A 17120-nucleotide genomic window follows, 5' to 3' on the forward strand; every position below is an offset into this window, starting at 1 on the left:
CGGGCTACCACCTCCTGCGGAGCGGAGCCGGACCCGCTCCCGCTCAGCGGTCCTGAGAGCGGTACGCGCGCATCGCGAGCGGCATGAACACGGCGGCGATGCCCGCCGCCCAGACCAAGGACCACAGGATCGGTTGGCCCGCCGGGGTGCCGAGCAGGAGCCCGCGGAAGGCGTCCGACAGGTGGGTGACCGGGTTGACCTCGACCCATGCCTGGAGCCAGCCCGGCATCGTGTCGACCTGGGCGAACGCGCTGCTGGTGAAAGTGATCGGGAAGATGACGGTGAAGGCGTAGACCTGCACCTTCTCGGCGTCACCGGCCACCATCCCGATGAGCACCGCCGTCCAGGAGACGGCGGCGGCGAAGATCAGCACCAGCACGGTGCCGCCGAGGAAGCCGCCGATGCCCCCGGTGACCTCGAAGCCCAGCAGCATGCCCAGCGCGACCATCAGGACGATCGCCCAGAGCTGCTTCGCCAGGTCGGCGGTGATGCGTCCGAAGAGCGGTGCGGAGCGGGCGATGGGCAGGCTCCGCAGACGGTCGAAGACCCCCTTCGTGAGGTCGGAGTTCAACGACATGGCGGTGTACATGCTCATGAAGAGGGTGTTCTGGACGATGATCCCCGCGAGCGCGTACTGGAGGTAGTCGCGGGGAGTACCGGACATCTGCCCGCCGAAGACGTAGGTGAAGAGGAACACGAACATGATCGGCGTGATGCTGTAGTCGACGAGTTCCAGGGGGTTGTGCTTGACGGAGACCAGGCTGCGCCACGCCATCGTGGCGGTCTGCCGCACGGCCGCCAGCGGGCGCACCCGGCCGCCGCGGCCCAGGGTGTCGGTGACGGTCATGGACGTCATGACGGGCTCCCCGCGTTCACCTGCCGGGGGTCTCCCGCACCGGCATCTGCGTCTGCCTCTGCGTCTCCATCTGGATCTTTGTCTGCGTCTGCGTCCCCATCGGCTTCGCCCCGGGGGCCGTCGGCCTCGGCGCGGTGTCCGGTCAGGACCATGAACACCTCGTCGAGGGACGAGCGCCGCAGGGTGATCTCGCCTACCTCGATGCCGGCCTGGTCCAGCCGGCGCACGACGCTCGGCATGAGCGCCGGGTCGTTGACCGGCGCGGTGATCCCGTCGCCCTCGATCTTGGTCTGCGGCCCCGCCACCTCCGAGATCAGCGCGTGCGCCGCGCCGAGATCCGCCGGGCGGGTGGGGCGCAATTGCAGCACCTGTCCACCGACCTGCGACTTCAGCTCGTCGGGCGTGCCGTCCGCGATCACCGTGCCCTTGTCGACCACGACGACGTTGTCGGCGAGCCGGTCGGCCTCGTCGAGGTACTGGGTGGTCAGCAGGGTGGTCATGCCCTCCGCGACCAGGACGCGCAGCATGTCCCACACCTCGCCGCGGCTGTGCGGATCGAGTCCGGTGGTCGGCTCGTCGAGGAAGAGGATCCGCGGCCGCCCGACCAGGCTGGCCGCGAGGTCGAGACGTCTGCGCATGCCCCCCGAGTACGCCTTGGCGGCGCGCCCCGCCGCGTCGGTCAGGTGGAACCGGTCGAGCAGCTCGGCCGCCCGGGCGCGGGCGTCCGCTCGCGGCATGTCGAGCAGCCGCCCGATCATCAGCAGGTTCTCGGTCCCGGTCAGATTCTCGTCGACGGCGGCGTACTGGCCCGTCAGGCCGATCAGGGAACGGACCCGCCCCGGCTCCCGTACGACGTCGTACCCGCCGACCTCCGCCCGCCCGCCGTCCGGGCGCAGGAGCGTCGCGAAGATGCGGACCGCCGTCGTCTTGCCCGCGCCGTTGGGACCCAGCAGCCCGCACACGGTCCCGGCGGGAACCTGGAGATCCACCCCGGCGAGCGCGCGCGTTTCCTTGAACCGCTTGGTCAGGCCTTCCGCCTGGATCGCGTGCTTCATCAGATTCACCTCACCCTCCCCACTGTGACCCACGCCACTGACAGTCCGCCTGCCGGGCGGTGCCGTGGCCGGAGCGAGCGGATCGGCATACGAAAGGTGCCGGTCGCGGCCTCTCCGCCTCCCTGCGGCCCGGCTCGGACGGCTCGGACGGCTCGGACGGCTCGGCCCCCGTGAGGATGACGCGGCGCGTTATGGCTCGCACACGGGCAGGCTGTGGGCGACCGTGGACCTTTCCCGCACCATTCGTGTTCCGAGGAGGCCCGTCATGAACTGGACACTCGAAGTGGTTCTTGTCCCTGTCACCGATATGGACCGGGCGAAGGAGTTCTACGCGGACAAGGTCGGCTTCAGGGTCGACCTCGACAGCGAGGTCGCGCCCGGTATCCGCATCATCCAGCTGACTCCGCCCGGCTCGCGCTGTTCGATCGCGCTGGAGCACGGGATGCCCCCGGCGCCCGGTGCGCGCCAGATGACCCCGGGAGCGCTGCAGGGCCTGCAGCTCTGCGTCACCAGCATCGAGGCCGCGCGCGAGGAGCTGACCGGGCGCGGCGTGGAGGTGTCGCCGGTGCGGCACATCGGCGAGAAGGGCTGGGAGGACGGCAGGGGTGACACCTGGAACTCCTTCCTGACCTTCACCGACCCGGACGGCAACGGCTGGGTGGTCCAGGAGGCACCCTCGGAGCTGTCGGAACGCTGACGGCTCCGGTGACCCCTCCGACTCGGGCCCCCTGCCCGGTCGGGGGTGCTTTCGTGCGCCGGCTTCGTGGCGGGACCGTCCGGGCAGGGTGACGGCGTCAGTGGTTCGTTGCCGGAGTCGGCTGTGTCGCGGCCGGCTGTGCCGGAGCCGGGTCCTGTTCCCGGATCGCCCAGGGGGATCCGTACGCGGTGAGCAGGTCGAGGAAGGGGCGGGGCGGGAGGGCCTCGGGGCCGAGGACTCCTGCGCCGGTCCATGCGGCGGCGGCGAGCAGTTCGAGGGCCACCACCGGGTTGACGGCGGTCTGCCAGACCACGGCCTGGGAGCCGTACTCGCGCATGGACCACTGGTTGTCGACCACGTGGTAGAGGTACACCTCGCGCGGCAGGTTGTCCTTGGTGCCCTTGACCCAGGTACCGGCGCAGGTCCGGCCGGTCATCCTGTCCCCGAGCGTCGCCGGGTCGGGCAGGCAGGCCGCGACCACGTCGCGCGGTGAGACGCGGACCGGGCTGCCGTCCTCGCCGCGGACGGTGACCGGTTCGGTCGAGTCCAGGCCGAGCGCGTGGAGGGTCTTGAGCTTGCCGATGAAATCGTCGCCGAGGCCGTACTTGAAGGTGACCCGGCGGGCACCGACCCAGCGCGGGATCAGGAGGACCTCCTCGTGTTCGACGTTGACGCACTCCACGGGGCCGATGCCCTCGGGGAAGTCGAAGACCTCCGGCTCGCTGAACGGTTCGGTCGTGAACCAGCCGCGCTCGCGCTCGTACACCACCGGAGGGTTCAGGCACTCCTCGATCGTCGTCCAGATGTTGAAGGACGGTGCGAAGTCGTAGCCCTCGACGGTCAGATCGGCCCCGTCCCGGATGCCGATCTCCTCGATGTCGTCGAAGAGCTCCTCGGCCGCGTAGCGGGCGAAGACGTCCGAGAGACCGGGCTCGACGCCCATGCCGACGAGCGCGAGCCGGCCCGATTCCTCCCACTCCGCGGCCCGTTCGAACTGCTCGTCGCCGAGCTTCACCCCGCACGTGCCGTACGGGTCTCCGGGGTGCGGGCGGGACAGGGACATCGCCATGTCCACGTAGTGGGTGCCGGCCGCCAGGGCGGCGTTGAACAGCGGCATCACGAACCGCGGGTCGGTGGCGTTCATCAGGACGTCGCACCCGTGCCCGGTGAGCAGCCGGGCGATCTCCTCCTCGTCGGAGGCGTCCGCGCGGCAGGCGCTGAAGCGCTGCTCCGACGCGCCCAGGGCGGCGACCGCGGCCTCGGCGCGGGCCAGGTCGTAGTCGGCGACGACGAAACGGTCGAAGAAGCCGCGGCGGGCGGCGATCTTGGCGATCGCGCTCCCGACACCGCCGGCACCCACAAGCAGAACGCGCATGGCGAAGTCCTCTCTCGTCGGGGCGTGTGCCCCAGGGGGCTGATGGAATCGTCTGCCGGGAGTTAAGGTCAATGCCGTTGGCATAAGGCTACGAACGGTCCAGGGGGCGAGTCCGCGATGCCGAAGGACGTGGTTCCGGAGGAGGCCCGCCGACGGCGGCGTCCGACCCGGCAGGGCACGGTGCTCTCCGAGCGGCTGATCGTCGAAACGGCGCTGCGGATGGTGCGGGAGCACGGCAGCGCGGGCCTGACCGCCCGGCGGCTCGGCGCCGCCCTGGGCGCGGACCCCAGCACGCTCTACCGCTACTTCGACGGTATGGACGGGCTCACGCTCGCCATCGGTGAGGAGCTCATCGGCCGTGCCCTCGCCGGCTGGGTTCCCACCGGGCGCTGGCGCGAGGACCTGCGCTCACTGGGCCTGCGCATCCACGGTGCCTACCTCGCCCATCCGCAGGCCGCCCTGCTGACGGCGAGCCGGGTGACCGGGCGACCCCGGGAGATCGCGGCCGACGAGGCCATCCTCGGCAGCCTGCGCGGTGCGGGGTTCGGCGACCAGGACGCCGTGCGGATCTACCACGCCTACATCGACCAGTGCCTGGCCTTCGCGGCGCTCGACGCGGGTTCCCTGGCGCTGACGGAGCAGGCCCGGGAGTCCGACGAGGAGCGGTGGGAGTCTACGTACGCCCGCTTGCCGGCCGGGGAGTACCCGAACATCGCGGCCACCGCCGGACTCCTCGCGGCCCGGATGCCGCACAGCGCCTATCCGGTCGCGCTGGACATGCTGCTGGAGAGCGCCGAGCGTGAGCTGGCCGGCGCGCGCGGGAGCACAGGCGCTGGCGGGGACGCGGACGCAGGCGCGGGCGGGAGTCCTCGCCGCCGCCCGAGGGGCCGACCGGCCGGGCCGTGAGGGCGCCGGGCGACGAGGACTTGGGGCTCTGAGGCAGGCCCGGGGTGACGGGCGAGCCCGCCTCGGGCCCACCATTCCGGCCATGTGCCACTCCTATCGGCCGACCTTGGGCGCACATCGGTCCGCCCGGCCCGATCGACCTACGATCAAGGAACTTGGCCGCGTCGACTTCTGAAGCCGGAGACCTCCTCCATGCCCATAACGCCTCCCGCGGCCCTGGAAACGGAGAGGTTCCACGCCTACGGCGCCCGCCACGTGGACGAGCTCAGTCGACGGTTCGCGATTCCGGGCGACATCTCCCGGTCCATAAAGTCACTCGCCTCCGTTCTGCCGTTCCGCGTGAACGAGTACGTCCTCTCCCAGCTGATCGACTGGGGCGACGTTCCGGACGACCCCGTCTTCCAGATGGTCTTCCCCCAGAGCGGCATGCTCCGGATCGAGGACGAACGGCGGCTGGCCGGCCTGGTGGACGATCCGGGCGCGAGGAAGGAACTCCGGCTCGCGGTCCAGCAGATCCGAAGCGGCCTCAACCCCCACCCCTCGGGCCAGAAGCAGCTCAACGTCCCGACCCTGGACGGGGATACGGTGCCCGGCCTCCAGCACAAGTACCGCGAGACCGTCCTGTACTTTCCCGGCCAGGGGCAGACCTGCCATGCGTACTGCACCTACTGCTTCCGATGGGCGCAGTTCGTGGGGGATGCCGGCCTGCGCTTCGCGGCCCCGGCACCCGACGGCCTCGTGGACTACCTCGGCCGCCACCCCGAGGTCGACGACGTCCTCGTCACCGGCGGCGACCCGATGATCATGTCCACCGAGCGGCTGCGCAGCCACCTCGGCCCCATCCTGGGCGTGCCCAGTGTCCGTACCGTCCGCATCGGTACCAAGTCGGTCGCCTACTGGCCCCAGCGGTTCGTCACCGACGCGGACGCCGACGACGTGCTCCGGCTCTTCGAGGGCGTCGTCGCATCGGGGAAGAACCTGGCGCTGATGATGCACTTCACCCACCCGCGAGAGCTGGAGTCGGACCTCGCCCGCCGGGCCATCGCCCGGATCCGGTCCACCGGTGCCCTCGTCTACTGCCAGGCGCCCCTGGTCGCACACGTCAACGACGACCCGCGGACCTGGAGCGCGCTGTGGCGTGCGGAACTGGCCGCGGGCGCCGTCCCGTACTACATGTTCGTCGAGCGGGACACGGGCCCGTACGAGTACTTCAAGGTGCCGCTCGCCCGTGCCCACGACATCTTCCGGTCCGCCTACCTGACCCTGCCCGGGCTCGCCCGCACCGTGCGCGGGCCGGTCATGTCGGCCACACCCGGCAAAGTGGTCGTCGACGGGGTCACCGAGACCGCCCAGGGCCGCTTCTTCCAGTTGCGCATGCTCCAGGCCCGCGACCCGCAGCTGGTCGGGCGACCCTTCCGGGCCCACTACAGCGAGGACGCCGCCTGGCTGGACGAGCTCGAACCCGACCACGACACACCCTCCGACATCGCCGCGGCCCTGCGGCTCGGCACGCAGCGGCAATGCCCCGACGGTCCGCAGCGGGCAGGAATCGGCGGCCGGGGACCGGCAGACCTGCCGACCGCGTGAACCTCGGCGGGTCTTGATCCGATCGATGGGGCGTTCCGTCAGCGGCATGGTGGGCTGGCTCAGGTGCGCGACGAAGGCTTCCCCGCCCGCCCTCCGACGAAGCCGGCCGATCGGTCCGCCTCGTCGGTTCGTGCGGCCCCCACTCGTTCCCCGACGCCGAACGAGCCCCGGGATCGGCATGGTCCAGTACTTCCGGGACCGCGCGTACGACCTCGAAGTGGACGGCCGGGGCAACATCGTCGGCGCCGGCATGTCGCTCATCGCCAACTCCCGGCACACCGTGGAGATCGACGGCACCCTCTTACGTCCGCTTCTGCGACCGCGTCAACCTGTACGCCGACCAGGCCTGGACCACTCCAACGACCTCGCCAACCTGTTCTGACGTGCCCCGGCCCTTCGCCACCGCCGTCGTCCGTGACGTTGTGCAGACCGGTCACCGCGCGCGGGGTCGGCCCCTGGTCGGGGGCATGCCTGGCGACCGGCGGCCCCACCTTCCGGCCGGGCGTCCGCGCGATGCCTAGAGCGCTGTGCGTCACCGCGACCCTGATCGACGGTGTCATCTTGGGCCGGGCCTCCTCCCACCACTCGGCCGCCTACCGCTCAGTCATGATCTTCGGCAAGGCCACCCCCATCGAGGACCCGGCCGAACGCGCCGACGCACTCGCCCGCGTCGTCGAAAGCGTCGTCCCCGGCCGCCTGGACGGGCCCTACGCCGCCCGCCGCCCCAGTGTCGAGGAAGCCCACTACACCGCGTGCCTCACCCTGCCCATCGAGGAGTTCTCGATGAAGGTCCGCGCCGGCTTCGCCCGCGACGAACCCAAGGACGACGCCGTCGAGGCATGGGCGGGTTGGATCCCGCTGACCACCGCCCCCGGCACTCCCGTCCCGGACACCATCACCGGCACCCGCTTCCCCGCCCCCGTCTACGACCCCGCCGTCCACCGCTTCCGGCAGGACCGCTGACCCACGTCCGCGCACCGCACCTCGACGGCCGGCCCGGGCTGTCGGGCGGCCCGGGCGTCGGAGCGGGCCCCGGTGGGGAGACGCCTTCGCCGCAGCGGGCGCCCGTGGCGGTCGCTGTGCTCGTCCGCGGGCCCTGTCAACAGGTCTTTCTGTACGGGAGATCCGGGAGGTAGGTGCTCCAGTCGGTCCGGGAGAGTCCGGTTCCGGCACGGGTGCAGACGGAATCCGCGAGTCGGCCCGGGGCCACCTGGTGGGTGCGTACGGCACTGTGTTCGCCCGCGCTGTGCAGGGCCTGTCCGTCGGGAGAAAAGGCGACGGCGACGATCCCGTCGCCGGGGGTCGGCAGCGGTAGTCCCAGAGGTCGGCCCGAGTCCACGTCCCAGAGCCGCAGGGTGCCGGAGGCGCCCGCCACGGCCAGGGTCCGTCCGTCGGGGGAGAAGGCCAGGGCGGTGACGGCCTTTGCCGAGTCGGGGCCGATCGCGTCGAACCGGGCCGGGAGGGTGGCCACGCGTCGCTCGGCCTCCCCGTCCCACAAGGTGACCCCGCCCGTCGCGTCACCGACCGCCAGGCGCGTGCCGTCGGGGCTGTAGGCCATCACCCCGGCCCGTTCCGTGGTGGGGCCCCCTTCGGTGCGTCGGCCGGTGGTGATGTCGAAGATGTCCGAGGACGTCGCGAGCAGTCGGCCGTCAGGGCGGACCGCGATCGGGGCGGCTCGGTCGCTCCGCGGGCTTTCCACGGCACTGGTCCGGTCCTTCGTGAGGTCCTCGGGTCGGGTCCGGTGGCCGCTCGCCACGTCCCGGACGTCCAGGGTGTCAACGCCCGCGCGCGTCGTGAGGAGGGACCGGCCGTCGGGCGAGACGGCCAGTCCCGTGATGGGCATCCGGGCGGCGAACGGCGGTTCCGGGTCGGTGGGGAGCGGGCGGACCGAGTTCGCCGTCACGTCCCAGAGAGTCGGCTCCTTGGCGGTCTCCCGCTGTCCGTCCCCGGCGTCGGAGCCTTCGCCGAAGTCGGTTCGGGCGTGGGCGAGGGTTCGTCCGTCGGGAGTGAGCGCGAGCAGGACACGGCAGTCGTGTCCTGTGGGAGCTCCGGTGGATCCCGGTTCGGCTTCCGGGCAGTCGGCCGGCGGGGTGCGGGCGGTGCGCCGGCCGTCGGCGACGGCGTAGGCCTCGAACCAGGTACTGGCGCCCTGCCGGCGGTCGACCGCGACGGTCGCGGCGTCCGCGCTGAAGGTGCCCGTCGAGGCCGGTTCGGGGTTCCAGTCCGGTGTCGTGGCCGGTCCGTAGGAGATGGTGCGCACCATCGTGTCCCCGAGCCGGCGCTCGGTCAGGTACCTGATGACGCCGTCCTTCGGGTCGATCCGGAGCTGGGAGGCGGCCCCGTTGGCGAGGGAGTACCGGAAGACCGGCCGTTCGGGCGAGGCGAGTCGCCACATCAGGATCTCCCGGCCGTCCAGGGCCGCGGCGAACCGCCCGTCGGGGCTGGTGGTCACCTCGGTCAGGCCGGGATGGTCGATCCGGGCCGGTTCCCGGTCCGTGACCGGGTCCCACAGGCCCAGGCCGCCCGGCGCTTGGGTCATGAGGACGGCGCCGTCGCCGGTGAAACGGAACGAGTCGACGGCACACGCGCCGGATCGGGTGGCGGGCAGCTCCGCGCTCCGGGCCACGTCCCAGACCCGCAAGGGCACGTCGGCCCGTTCGGAGGAGTACGCCGCATCCCCTCCGCTGGCGCACAGTGCCAGGTGGCGTCCGTCCGGGCTGAGTGCCCACATCGGGTGCCGTCCGGTCGGCACCTCCAGCAGGGTGCGGCCGCTTCGGGCGTCCCGGAGCGAGAGCCGGCCGACGGCGCCGTCCATGTCCAGGTTGGCGAGGACCTGTTCGGCGGCTGTCCAGACAACCGAAGGGCCCGACGGCCGCGGCACGGCGTCGAGCGCGGTCCCGGATGCCAGATCCAGGCGGCGCGCCCCGAGCCCGGATTCGGGCTCCGCCTTCTGCCGGGACTCCTGTACCAGGGCGGTGCGGCCGTCCGGGGAGATCCCGCGGAACAGAGCGTCCCGGCCGAGGGCCGTCTCCGGTCCGACCGCCGTCCTCTTCGTGACGTCCCAGGCGCGTACGGAGTCCACGTCGGCGGTGACCGCGATCCGGCCGTCCGCGCTCAGCCGGACCGGGAGCGCGGGGTGGGAGTCCCAGGGCCCCGCCTCGTCCGGCACGTCGTAGGCGTCGGATTCGGCCTGGGCGGACGCCGCCAGCAGCGCCGAGCGGGTCTCGGCGGTCTCGGCGAGCCGCCAGGCGGCCACGCTCAGCCTCATCGCCAAGGCCGGGTCGGAGCCCCGCAGGCCCTGGGCCACGGCCGCCAGCTGGCCGGCCGCCAGTTCCTCCCCCTTGACCCGCCGGATCTCGGCGTCGACCCGCTGCCGGACGTTGTCGCGCCCCTGCTGCCAGGCGGTCGTGCTCGCCACCGTGAGGAGGACGAGGAGGAGGGCGACGACGGAGGTCACGCCGCGACGGATCCGACGCGTGCGGGCCCGGGAGGCGAGACCCGCGCGCAGGAACTCCCGCTCCGTCGGGACCAACTCGGCGGAGCGGCCCGTGCCGTCCGCGAAGGTGGCCTCGGCCTCGGCCAGTTCCCCTCCGCGCAGGAGCGCTCCGGCGTCCCGTCGGCGGGTCAGCCAGTTCTGGGTGGCGTGGGTCAACCGGCGGTGGCGTCGCAGCCGTTCGCGGTCGGTGTCGATCCAGCCGCGCAGCCGCGGCCACCCGGTGATCAGGGCCTCGTGCGCCAGGTCCACGACGTCCCGGTCCAGGGTGACGAGCCGGGCCCGGGCCAGCCGGTCCAGCACGGCACCCGCCTCGGCGGCCTCCGGTGCGTCCGGGGGCACGAGGGTGTCGCGGGGTACGGGCCGACGGGTGTCGGGGGCTCCGTCGCCGGGGGTGATCAGGTTCAGCAGGAGACGGCGCGCGACGGGGGCGCGGTCTGGCCCGAGTTCCGCGTACACCTCCTCGGCGGTCTGGGTCAGGGCGCCTCGCAAACCGCCGGCCGCCTCGTGTCCGGCCAGGGTCAGCATGCGGCCGCGGCGGCGCCGCCAGGTCTCCAGCAGGGCGTGGGAAAGCAGCGGGAGGCTGCCGGGTTCGCGGGTGACCTCTTCCACGAGCCGGGCCGTGAGGGCGCGTTCGACGGTGAGGCCGGCCGCTGCTGCGGGGCGCACGATCGCGCCGCGCATCTCCTCGGGGGTCAGCGGGCCCACGGGGAGGGTCGCGGCTCGGGCGGCCTCGGCCAGGGCCGGGTGGGCCAGGTAGTTCGCGTAGAAGTCGGCGCGCACGGCGAGCACCACGCGGATCCGGCTTCCGGGGGTGCGGGCGGCCAGGAGGGCCGCGAGGAAGTCGCGTCGTTCGTCGGGGTCCGTGCAGAGGGTGAAGACCTCCTCGAACTGATCGACGATCAGCCAGGTCTCGCCGTCGCCGGCGGCCGGGGTGAGAACCGGGGCGTGGGTCCGCATCGGGTGTTCGCCCGGAGTGAGGACGCGCAGGGCGGCGGCGGGCGGCAGCGGCGGCGCGGAGCGGCGCAGCCGCGGGACGAGACCGGCCCGCAGCAGGGAGGATTTGCCGCTGCCGGAGGGGCCGAGGACGACGGCGAAGCGGTGCTGGGCGACCAGGGCGGTCAGTTGGTCGGTCAGGCGTTCCCTGCCGAAGAACACCGATTCGTCCTCGGGTTCGAAGCGTGTCAGGCCCCGGTAGGGCGGAGTGCCGCCCCCGCCCGCACCGGGCGAGGGGCAGGCCAGGGCTGCGGTCTGGGCCTCGGCTCGGGCCTCGGCCTCGGCCTCGCGCCACCGTCGTTCCCACTCCGTCCGGGCTGCGCCGCAGACCTCGGCGTAGGCCAGCGTCACGGGCAGGCTCGGGAGCCGGTTCCCGGCGGCGGCCTGGGAGAGCGCCGTCACCGAATAGCCGGCCCGCGCGGACAGTTCCCGGTAGGGGACGGAGCCGGCCGCGCGGCGCAGTGCGCGGAGCTCAGCGGCGAACCGGGCGGTTGGACCAGCCTGTGGATCGAGCGCCTTCTCCGGACGTCCCACACCACTTCGCATGCTGCTCCCCTCCCCCGGGGTCAAGATCCTTTCCACCGTAGGAGGGGGCACCAGCAGCCACAAGGGACTCTTCGGCCACGGAAAACAATTGTTCAGCCCCCCGGATCAGGGCTGCTGAACAATGCGCGAGCCGGTGGACTGCTGCCGTACCCGGTCGCCGCACGGCCCGGACGGCTCCCGCGTCCCACCTCCGCCCCTCCCCCAGGGAGCGCTGGTGGGACGCGGGCCGACCGGGCCCCGGCGATCGGCGTCACCACAGCGCCACGCATACACCGCACGCACCGCACGCACCGCACCGCATACACCGCACGCACCGCGTACGCCACGTACGCCACACGACGGGGGCGTGCGCCGCGGCTCCGGCCGCCGTGCACGCCTTCCACAGGAGCAGAGTTGTTCATACGGACACGCACGCCTCGACGCGCCGCCGGGGCCCTCGCCCTCGCCACCGCCGTCGTCGCCCTCAGTACGGGGCTGACCGGCCCCGCCGGGGCGGCACCCGCCGCCTCCCCCACAAGGACCACCCCGTCCGCCGACACCGCGACCACGCCCGTGACCGTCACCCTGATCACCGGCGACCGGGTGACCGTGAACGGCAGCGGCGCCGTCGTACGCTTCGAGCCCGCCAAGGGCCGTGAGCGCGTACCGGTCGAGATCGAACGCGCCGACGGCCGCACCCTGGTCCTGCCCGCCGACGCCCGGGCCCTGCTGGCCGCCGGCACGCTGGACCGGCGCCTCTTCGACGTCACCACGCTCGCCGACCCGACCCTGCGCGCCCTGCACCGCGGCGGACTCGGCCTGATCGTCCAGTACGAGGGGGCCGCCGGGGCGGCGCGCACGGAGCTGCGGTCCGCCGCCGGAAACGGACCGAAGCGCACCCTGCAGACCGTCAACGCCGAAGCCGTCGAGGCCTCGCCCGCCGACGCCACGAAGGTCTGGGAGGCCCTGACGGCTCCCACGGCCCGCGGCATCCGGGCCACCGAGGCCGGCATCGGCAAGGTCTGGCTGGACGGCGTGCGCAAGGCGAGCCTGGACACGAGCACGAAGCAGATCGGCGCCGACCGGGCCTGGCAGGCCGGGTTCGACGGCACAGGTGTGAAGATCGCCGTCCTGGACACCGGTGTCGACAAGACCCACGAGGACCTGAAGAGCCAGGTCGTCGGGGAGAAGAACTTCTCCGACTCCCCCGACACCGCGGACCGCGTCGGCCACGGCACCCACGTGGCCTCCATCGCGGCCGGGACCGGGGCCGCGTCCGGCGGTGCCCTCAAGGGCGTCGCGCCCGGCGCCAAGGTGATCAGCGGCAAGGTACTCGACGACCAGGGCTACGGCACCGATTCCGCCGTCATCGCGGGCATGGAGTGGGCCGTCGCCGAGGGTGCGGACGTCGTCAACCTCAGCCTCGGAAGCAGGGACTTCCCCGGCGTCGACCCGGTCGAGGCCGCCGTCGACCGGCTGTCGGCGGAGAAGGGGGTCCTGTTCGCCGTCGCCGCGGGCAACAACGGCGCCGGCGAGTCCACGGTCGGATCGCCCGGCAGCGCCGACGCCGCCCTGACCGTCGGCGCCGTCGATGCCAAGGACGTCCTCGCGGAGTTCTCCAGCAGGGGCCCGCGCGTGGGCGACGGCGCGGTCAAGCCCGACGTCACCGCGCCCGGTGTGGGCATCACCGCCGCGGCGGCCCCGGGGAGCATGCTCGACACCGCTCCGGGTGCCCAGCACCCCGCCCCGGGCTACCTGCGGCTCAACGGCACGTCCATGGCCACCCCTCACGTGGCCGGAGCGGCAGCGCTGCTGAAGCAGAAGAACCCCGGCTGGACCGGGACGGAGCTCAAGGGCGTGCTGACGGCGTCCACGAAGGACGGCTCGGCCGGCGTCCAGCAGCAGGGCACCGGCCGCGTTCAGGTGGACAAGGCCCTCGACCAGACCGTGATCACCGAGCAGCCGTCGGTGTCCCTCGGCACGGCCCAGTGGCCGCACGCCGACGACGTACCCCTCACCAAGAAGGTCGCCTACCGCAACCTCGGCACCACCGACATCACCCTCGACCTCGCGGTGACCGGCACCGACGCCCGGGGCAACGCCGCCCCGGCCGGGTTCTTCGCGCTCGGCGCCGACAAGGTGACCGTGCCGGCCGGTGGCCGGGCCGAGGTCGACCTCACGGCCGACACCCGGCTCGGCGACACCGACGGCGCCTTCTCCGCCTACGTCACCGCCACCGGCGGAGGCCAGTCGGTGCGCACGGGCGCGGCGGCCGTCCGTGAGACGGAGGCGTACGACGTCACGATCACGACCCTCGACCGCGACGGCTCGGCCGCCCGCGCGTTCTCCCACTCCCTGTTCGGAATCGCAGGCGCCGCCTCCGGCGTATGGGTGGGCGTCAGCAACGAGGCCGGTCCCCGCACGCTCCGTGTCCCCAAGGGCACGTACGCCCTCCACGGCTCCGTGTACCAGGACGAGTCGGACCTCGCCCGGGGCGTCGACTGGCTGGTCCAGCCCCGGCTGGAGGTCTCCGGAGCCACCGCGGTCACGGTCGACGCGCGCACCGCGAAGCCCGTGGACATCACGGTTCCCGGTCTGGCCACGGCCGACTTCGCCCTGCCGTACTACCAACAGGCGGTCGGCGACGGCCACCTCGGCAACGGCTGGGTCCTCCCCAAGGGGTACACCGGGTTCCGCTCCGCCCACATGGGACCGGACGTGACCGACGGCTCGCTCACGCAGAGCTGGCAGGCGACCTTCCTCAAGGACCCGGCGACCCAGTACTCCGTTGCCCTCGGCGGCGTGACGAAGCGCCTCGCGACCGGGTACACCCGGCACGTAGGGGCGAATGCGCTGGCGAAGCTCTCCCTGGACATGGGCGCGCCCGCCCCCGGCAAGTCCGGCTTCGCCTATGCCGCGCCCACCCTGCCCGGCATGCGTGAAGGCGACCTCTACGGAGCCGTCCAACCCGCTCCCGGCACCCGTACGATCCTGCTCTCCGCCCTCGACGGCGCGACCTGGCGGAGCGGGTTCTGGCAGCTCGGCGCCCCCGACGAGGACGGCAACCAGCGCATCGAGGCGGACCAGGCCGCTCTGAAGCCGAAGCGCTACGCGGCGGGCTCCTCCCACCGCGAGACCTTCAACACCGGAGTCTTCTCACCGCTCCTGGGCAAGGGCCTGGGCGTGTTCCGCAGCGCGCCCGACCCGGAGACGGGCGAGCAGACCATCACCCCCTCGGTTCCCCTCTTCAGCGACGCCGCGGGGCACGCGGGCTCCTCGTCTCTCACCAGGGCCGCGACCACCCTGTACCGCAACGGAGTCAAGGTCGCCGAGAACGAGGACCCGCTGAGCGGCTGGGCCCCCTTCACGGTCGACGGCGCCGACGCCGAATACCGGCTGACGACCTCCGTCGAGCGGTCCCCGGACCTCTCCGCCGTCTCCACGCGCATCGACACGAGCTTCACCTTCCGCTCCCGCCAGGTCGCCGCGCACACCGAACTCCCGGTCTCCACGGTGCGCTTCCACGCCCCGCTCGACACCGCCTCCCGCGCCCCCGCGGGCAAGGTCACCCGGATCCCCGTGACCGTGCAGGGCGCGGCCTCCGGCAAGAACCTCAAGTCGCTGACGATCTCCGTGAGCGAGGACGGCGGCACGACGTGGAAGCGCGTCACGGTCACCGACGGCGCGTTCTCCGTCCGGAACCCCGCGAAGGACCAGGGGATCTCCTTCCGAGCCCAGGTCACCGACAAGCAGGGCAACGTCTCCGAGGTCACGACCATCAACGCCTATCTGGGCAAGTGATCTCCCTTCCCTGAGCCGACAGCGGTACGGAGGCCGGTCCCCGGGCTCCACCTCGCCCGCCCGCCACACGACGTGGCGGGCGGGCGAAGGTACGCGGCGGCATTCGCCCCCTTGCCCCATCAGCCCGCCTCCTCGAAGGCGGATTCTCTCCCCTTGATCCGAGTAGGAGTTCCATGTCTCGACCATCCATTCATCAGGCACACCAGGGGTCACGCCCGTGGCTTCGCCGGCTGGCACGCCGGATGGTGACCGGTGTCGCAGCCGGCGCGGTCGTGATCGGTGTCGCGGGCAGCACCGCTCTCCTCGCGCCGACTCCCGCCCGAGCCCACGGGAGCAATTTCGGGGACGCCTTCGGAAACATCGGATCGGCGACGAACGCCGACTGGATGAAGGACATCGCGGGCGGCACATGGCTCGCGGCCCTGTCCCTTCCCGGCACCCACGACTCGCTTTCCATCCAGGGAGGACCTCCGGCGGAGACGCAGCAGAACTTCGGAAAAAGCGCGAACACCTTGACGGCGCAATTGGAGCGAGGCATCCGCGCTGTTGACATCCGGGTCCGTGTCACTGGGGGAACGCACTTCACGATTCATCACGGATCGTCGTACCAGGACGCCAACTTCGATGACGTACTGACCAAGGCCAATGATTTCCTCGGCAAGCACAAGAGCGAGACCATCGTCATGCGCCTGAGGGCTGAATGCCCTCGCGGTAACGTGGGCACGTTCGAGTGCGCGAACGATCCGAAGAACGTCGACAGCAAGAAAATCGAAGAGATCTTCAAGAACTACACGGATCGCTACCCGAACCTGTTCTACGCCCCTTCGATCTCCAGGGGAACCGTGGCGTACGTGCCGCGCCTCTCGCAGGTCCGGGGAAAGATCGTGCTGGGCAGCTTCGACAACGTCGACGGTCAATACGGGATCAACACCTTCAACAGCCACCAGGAAGATCACTGGGAGCCGGATGGCATCCAGCAGAAATTCGGCTTCGTCAAGGAGAACATCGACAAGGCCGTCCGTGACGGCAGCGGTGAGATGTTCGTGACGTACACGTCCGCGTCCGACTACAACGGCGACCTCATGTCCCCCGCGCAATTCGCCGGGGGGTACGGGTGGGCCAACGGCCGGCCCGCGGTTCAAGGCGTCAACTTCCGCCTGATGCAGTACCTGAACTCCGGCGGCGGCAACGGCCACCTGGGCATCGTCATGATGGACTTTCCCGGCTGGGCCCTGATCCAGAACATCATCGACCGCAACAAGGGCTACACCGTTGCCGGTGGCCACCAGGCGATCTGGCTGGTCAATGCCGACAAGACCTACGTCGACACCAAGTACGGCAAGTGCATGGTGCGTGGCCCGGAGTTCGACAGCTCCAAGACCGGCGGCCTGGTCACCCAGCGCACCTGCCAGTCGACGGCGCCGACCAGCCACCGGTGGAGCGCCGAGGCACCCTCGTACGACGGCCAGGGCTACTACTGGATCAAGTCCGGCAACGGCATGTGCCTGACCATCCCGTGGAACAACGGAACCCCACCGTCAGCCGGGACCCAGCTCTACTGGTGGGGCTGTGAGACCCGCTGGTTCTCCGGCAACCAGATGTGGAACATCATGCCGACGCAGGTCGAGGTCGGAAACGAGCGCCGGACCGCCTTCAGGTTCATCAACCAGTGGACCGGCCTGTGCCTGACGGTCAACCCCGACACCGCCGCCACCGCGGGCGGCAAGGTGACCCACGACACCTGCCCGAAGTAAGAGCCTCGTGTCTCGCGGCCGTCCAGGCCGCGAGACACGCACTCGGTTCACCACCGGGTGCCGACGGCAGCCCGA

The 17120-nt window shown here is 71.8% G+C and carries 11 protein-coding genes; 7 read left to right on the forward strand and 4 right to left on the reverse strand.

Features of this window, described 5'->3' with window-relative positions:
• Nucleotides 1-43 precede the first annotated feature (43 nt).
• A complete protein-coding gene (locus AC6CKD_RS05295) occupies nucleotides 44-856 on the reverse strand; it encodes an ABC transporter permease (protein WP_498325495.1) in 813 nt (270 codons plus the stop codon).
• Nucleotides 853-1911 (reverse strand): ATP-binding cassette domain-containing protein, encoded by a 1059-nt coding sequence (locus AC6CKD_RS05300; RefSeq protein ID WP_498325496.1) that lies wholly within the window; start codon nucleotides 1909-1911, stop codon nucleotides 853-855. The genes AC6CKD_RS05295 and AC6CKD_RS05300 overlap by 4 nt, the downstream gene beginning before the upstream one ends.
• 265 nt (nucleotides 1912-2176) lie before the next feature.
• On the opposite strand from AC6CKD_RS05300, the gene AC6CKD_RS05305 reads away from it, so the two are divergent.
• On the forward strand, nucleotides 2177-2608 hold the full coding sequence (locus AC6CKD_RS05305) for a VOC family protein (protein WP_498325497.1): 432 nt from the start codon (nucleotides 2177-2179) through the stop codon (nucleotides 2606-2608).
• A gap of 97 nt (nucleotides 2609-2705) precedes the next feature.
• On the opposite strand, the gene AC6CKD_RS05310 is transcribed toward AC6CKD_RS05305, so the two are convergent.
• The gene (locus AC6CKD_RS05310; RefSeq protein ID WP_498325499.1) at nucleotides 2706-3983 is read right to left on the reverse strand and encodes a saccharopine dehydrogenase family protein; all 1278 of its coding nucleotides are present in this window, start codon (nucleotides 3981-3983) and stop codon (nucleotides 2706-2708) included.
• Nucleotides 3984-4100: 117 nt separating this feature from the next.
• On the opposite strand from AC6CKD_RS05310, the gene AC6CKD_RS05315 reads away from it, so the two are divergent.
• The 4 genes from AC6CKD_RS05315 to AC6CKD_RS05330 all read left to right on the forward strand — a co-directional run bounded on the left by AC6CKD_RS05315 (nucleotide 4101) and on the right by AC6CKD_RS05330 (nucleotide 7439).
• The gene (locus AC6CKD_RS05315) at nucleotides 4101-4889 is read left to right on the forward strand and encodes a TetR/AcrR family transcriptional regulator (protein ID WP_498325501.1); all 789 of its coding nucleotides are present in this window, start codon (nucleotides 4101-4103) and stop codon (nucleotides 4887-4889) included.
• Between the two features lie 192 nt (nucleotides 4890-5081).
• Nucleotides 5082-6476: a KamA family radical SAM protein gene (locus AC6CKD_RS05320; protein WP_498325502.1), complete on the forward strand. Its 1395-nt coding sequence runs from the start codon at nucleotides 5082-5084 to the stop codon at nucleotides 6474-6476.
• Between the two features lie 178 nt (nucleotides 6477-6654).
• The gene (locus tag AC6CKD_RS05325; protein ID WP_498325504.1) at nucleotides 6655-6858 is read left to right on the forward strand and encodes a hypothetical protein; all 204 of its coding nucleotides are present in this window, start codon (nucleotides 6655-6657) and stop codon (nucleotides 6856-6858) included.
• A gap of 131 nt (nucleotides 6859-6989) precedes the next feature.
• A complete protein-coding gene (locus AC6CKD_RS05330; RefSeq protein ID WP_498325506.1) occupies nucleotides 6990-7439 on the forward strand; it encodes a pyridoxamine 5'-phosphate oxidase family protein in 450 nt (149 codons plus the stop codon).
• Nucleotides 7440-7575: 136 nt separating this feature from the next.
• On the opposite strand, the gene AC6CKD_RS05335 is transcribed toward AC6CKD_RS05330, so the two are convergent.
• A complete protein-coding gene (locus AC6CKD_RS05335) occupies nucleotides 7576-11511 on the reverse strand; it encodes an nSTAND1 domain-containing NTPase (protein WP_498325507.1) in 3936 nt (1311 codons plus the stop codon).
• A 399-nt stretch (nucleotides 11512-11910) separates the two neighbouring features.
• Between AC6CKD_RS05335 and AC6CKD_RS05340 the strand changes: the two genes are divergently transcribed.
• Nucleotides 11911-15291: a S8 family peptidase gene (locus tag AC6CKD_RS05340; RefSeq protein ID WP_498326255.1), complete on the forward strand. Its 3381-nt coding sequence runs from the start codon at nucleotides 11911-11913 to the stop codon at nucleotides 15289-15291.
• A gap of 386 nt (nucleotides 15292-15677) precedes the next feature.
• On the forward strand, nucleotides 15678-17045 hold the full coding sequence (locus tag AC6CKD_RS05345) for a phosphatidylinositol-specific phospholipase C domain-containing protein (RefSeq protein WP_498325509.1): 1368 nt from the start codon (nucleotides 15678-15680) through the stop codon (nucleotides 17043-17045).
• Nucleotides 17046-17120 lie beyond the last annotated feature (75 nt).

It is taken from the genome of Streptomyces sp. GQ60 (genome assembly GCF_059758875.1).